Origin of the sequence: Mesorhizobium sp. M1A.F.Ca.IN.022.07.1.1, from assembly GCF_003997575.1 — a bacterium.
In the GTDB taxonomy this organism is placed as follows: domain Bacteria; phylum Pseudomonadota; class Alphaproteobacteria; order Rhizobiales; family Rhizobiaceae; genus Mesorhizobium.
Window position 1 is genome coordinate 1 of sequence record NZ_RZST01000492.1, and the last position, 3262, is coordinate 3262.

Below are 3262 nucleotides of genomic sequence, written 5' to 3' on the forward strand. Positions count from 1 at the left end.
ATAATCGGATGCGACTCGCCAGCGACATTGCCGACGCGGAAGATGTCTGCTTCGTAGCCTGCGCGGATGCCCGGCCGGATCGGACCGGCGGCCAGCCACGGACCATCGAGACGGGCATCCGCCAGCGCGTCCCGCGCGCCCCGGCATGTCGCCCTGATGTGACGCTCGACGGCTTCGGCCGCCGGGACATGGCCGCCGCGTTCGCGGGCAAGGCTGCCGCGCAGCCGGGCAAGCACGTCGCGCCTAATGCAGCACGAGATCGATAGGCGGCCACGATCGGCGAGCACCATGCCGCCGTAGCCGCCGGGAAAAGTGAGCAGCGGCATCAGATCGGGCGGCAGCGCCGACCCGGTGAAATGTGCCTTGAACCCGAGCAGGTCCGAGGAGCGGCTTTGTTTCCCGAGCTGGCTCGGCAGCGGCCCCGGCTCCCACGAACCGTGTGCAGCGACGATTACCGATGCCCGCAGGGTCATCCCCTCCTCGCCGGGACTGCCGCTTGTAGCCTGGATCCGCACCGCCTGGCGGTCGCCATCCCTTTCGATGGCGACGGCACGGCAGGGCTGGAACACTTCCACGCCAGCCGAGCGGGCCGCGTCGAGCAGCAGCGTGTCCAATATGTCGCGGCCAAGCGCGCGGCCGAAGCCGTCTCTTGCTGCGGGTCCGGATCGCGCGCCCGGCATCGGCGCCTCGATGCTGGCATTGCCGGAAAAGAGGCCGACCCGGCGTATTTCCGGACCGGCCTCGCCGCGCCAAGCATCGCCGATACCCAGCCGGTCAAGGAGCGCGAGGTTGCTTGCCGAGATGTATTCGCCGCATACCTTGCGGCGCGGAAACGCGCTCTTCTCCACGATCGCGACAGCCCATCCGCGCCGGGCGAGCGCCAGCGCCGCCGACGTGCCCGCCGGGCCGGCGCCGATGATGATCGCATCGTGGGTGGATGCGCGCTTCACGGCTTATCCCTGGGCGCATCCCCAACCTGGATCGCCGAGGCCCCGACAAAGACATGCGAGAAAGGCCCTGCGCGCCGTTCCTCGAGCGGGTTGCCGCCGGCGGCAGCCCAAAGATCGGAAAGCTCGTGGCCGCGAAAGCCGGCGCGGACGCTTTCAACCGCATCATGTCGCGTGACGTCGTTGACGCCGATTGCCGGCAGAAGCCGGGCCGCGATCAGTGCAAAGCCCGCCCTCAGCGGTTCCGTCGCCAGGATGAGCGGCGCCTTGGGCCGCAATAGCGAGAACAGCCGCAGCAGTGCAGCATCGCTGAAATGATGCAGGAAGAGGTTGACCGTGATCGCGTCGAAGGGTCTGCCATCCCCCTTCTCCGCCCAATCGAAGACATCTGCGGTGATGGTTTCGACCCTCCATCCCAGCCCGGCGAAATCCGCCGCGAGCCTCGGCGTGGCGAGGCGGACGCGATCGAGCATCGTCAGCTCCACCTCGCGCCAATCGCGTGCCATGCGCCACGCCACCTTGAGCATGAAGGTGCCGTCGCCGGCGCCGATCTCCAGGATGCGGCCGGGCGGCCTCGGCAAAAATTTCCGCATGAGCGAAGCCATGATCGGCGCCTGGAACATCAGCGCGTTGATGCGGGCGAGATCGCGGCGCGAGCGGATTGCCCGCGCATCGTCGGCCGCGAGCCCGTCCAGGATTTCCGGAACGAGGCTGCGTTCAGCGAGCGCACTCATGAGACGGTCCTGAACAGCATGGTCTCGGCCGTCAGCCCGGGCCCGAACGACATGCCGCAGCCGAGCAGCCCGCCCGGCTGCTTCAGCATCTTCTCCATCACGAACATGACGGTTGGCGACGACATGTTGCCATATTGGCGCAACACCTCGCGCGACGGCTCGAGCGCGGCGGGCTCGAGTTCAAACGCCCTTTCGACGGCGTCGAGAATGCTGCGGCCGCCGGGATGCACAGCCCAGAGGTCGATCGCTTCCGGCGCCCGGCCTCCGAGGATCGCGTCCCGGTTGCTGCGCAGGGCTTCCTGGACAGCGGCCGGTACCTTGCCGGAAAGAACCATGTCGAAACCTTGGTCACGGATATCCCAGGTCATCAGTTCGCGCTGCTCGTTCGCGACGGCGCAGCGGAAGGAGTCGAGCTCGATGCCGGGCGGCTCGGCGGTGACGATGCTCGCAGCGCAGCCGTCGCCCCAGAGGCAGAAGCAGAGCAGCTTTTCCAGTTCGGTGGTTTCCCTGATGTGTAGTGTGCAGATCTCGATGTTGACCAGCAGTACCCTTGCCCCCGGATCGGAGCGTACGATGTGGCGTGCAAGCTTGAGGCCGTTGACCGCAGCGTAGCAGCCCATGAAACCGATCATCGTGCGTTCGACGCCGTCCGCAAGGCCGCAGCGCTGAACCAGGTCGAGGTCGATGCCGGGCGCGGAGAAACCGGTGCAGGTGGTGACGATGAGGTGTGTGATGCGCGAAGCCTCGTTGCCGAGATGCAGCCCGTCGACGCCCTTTTGCGCCAGCGCGGGGGCGGCCTCTGCGAACATAGCCATTCTGGCGGCCGTCCCGGGAAATGCCCCGCGCTTGAAGATCCCGCCGAGATCGACCGACGGCCCTTCGGGGTCGAGAGCCGGGGCAAAGCAGGAGAAGCGGTGGTCAATGCCGGCAAGCCCGGCCATGCGTTCGAATAGTTTCCTGCGGTCGCTGCAGAGCATGGAGGCCGCGTAGCGCAGGTAGAACTGGTGGACTTCATGCTGGGGAACCGCCGTCGCGATCCGGTTGATGTAGGCGTTAGCGGACATGTACTGTCTCCCTGGGCCTCGGCGCGGTGCGCGCTGTTGCCGGAGGGGTTCCTTGCTCATGAGCGCGCCTTGGCAGGCGCCAAGCGCTGACCGTTGCCTGTTCGATAAACGTTTCGGAAAACCTGTTTCTTCCCCTGGCGTATGATCCCGAAACTAAAAGATTTGAAGGGGATGATAGGCAAATCAAAGTGTTACAGCCTTTTCCGCGCCCTAGCAGCAGGCAAGGATTTCGGCTCGATCACTTGCTGCCCTGCACCGTTCCGGGCACGATCAAGGCTCCCTGATCGCGCTCCGAATATCTGAAGCCGATAAAGAACAAGGCGATGATGGTGAGGCCGACCGCCAGCACGATGGCGAGGGTCCTTCCCGGGTTTTCGGCAGGGGGCCTATCTAGGTCCAATCTACATTCAGGATTCTCAACGCGGTTTGGCGTTGATTCATTGTGTTCCGAGGGTTCTGATTCGGAGCGCGACGGATGGCCAAACGGTACGAACTGACGAACGTCCAGTGGGCGCGC

General features: G+C 65.6%; 4 protein-coding genes. All 4 read right to left on the minus strand.

Features of this window, described 5'->3' with window-relative positions; translation table 11 throughout:
* On the minus strand, positions 1-950 hold a 950-nt coding region (locus EOA75_RS30980; protein ID WP_164747692.1), incomplete at its 3' end, for an FAD-dependent oxidoreductase.
* A complete protein-coding gene (locus tag EOA75_RS30985) occupies positions 947-1681 on the minus strand; it encodes a methyltransferase domain-containing protein (RefSeq protein ID WP_127246661.1) in 735 nt (244 codons plus the stop codon). The genes EOA75_RS30980 and EOA75_RS30985, both read right to left, overlap by 4 nt.
* Positions 1678-2745 (minus strand): type III polyketide synthase, encoded by a 1068-nt coding sequence (locus tag EOA75_RS30990; RefSeq protein WP_127246660.1) that lies wholly within the window; start codon positions 2743-2745, stop codon positions 1678-1680. Before EOA75_RS30990 ends, EOA75_RS30985 begins: the two co-directional genes overlap by 4 nt.
* Before the next feature lie 238 nt (positions 2746-2983).
* Positions 2984-3262 (minus strand): hypothetical protein (locus tag EOA75_RS34625; protein ID WP_206517079.1); only part of this gene is annotated, 279 nt, incomplete at its 5' end.

Bases quoted from the DNA above. Each gene is read 5' to 3' on its own strand.
- EOA75_RS30985 (WP_127246661.1), bottom strand. From the start codon at position 1,681: ATGAGTGCGCTCGCTGAACGCAGCCTCGTTCCGGAAATCCTGGACGGG.
- EOA75_RS30990 (WP_127246660.1), bottom strand. From the start codon at position 2,745: ATGTCCGCTAACGCCTACATCAACCGGATCGCGACGGCGGTTCCCCAG.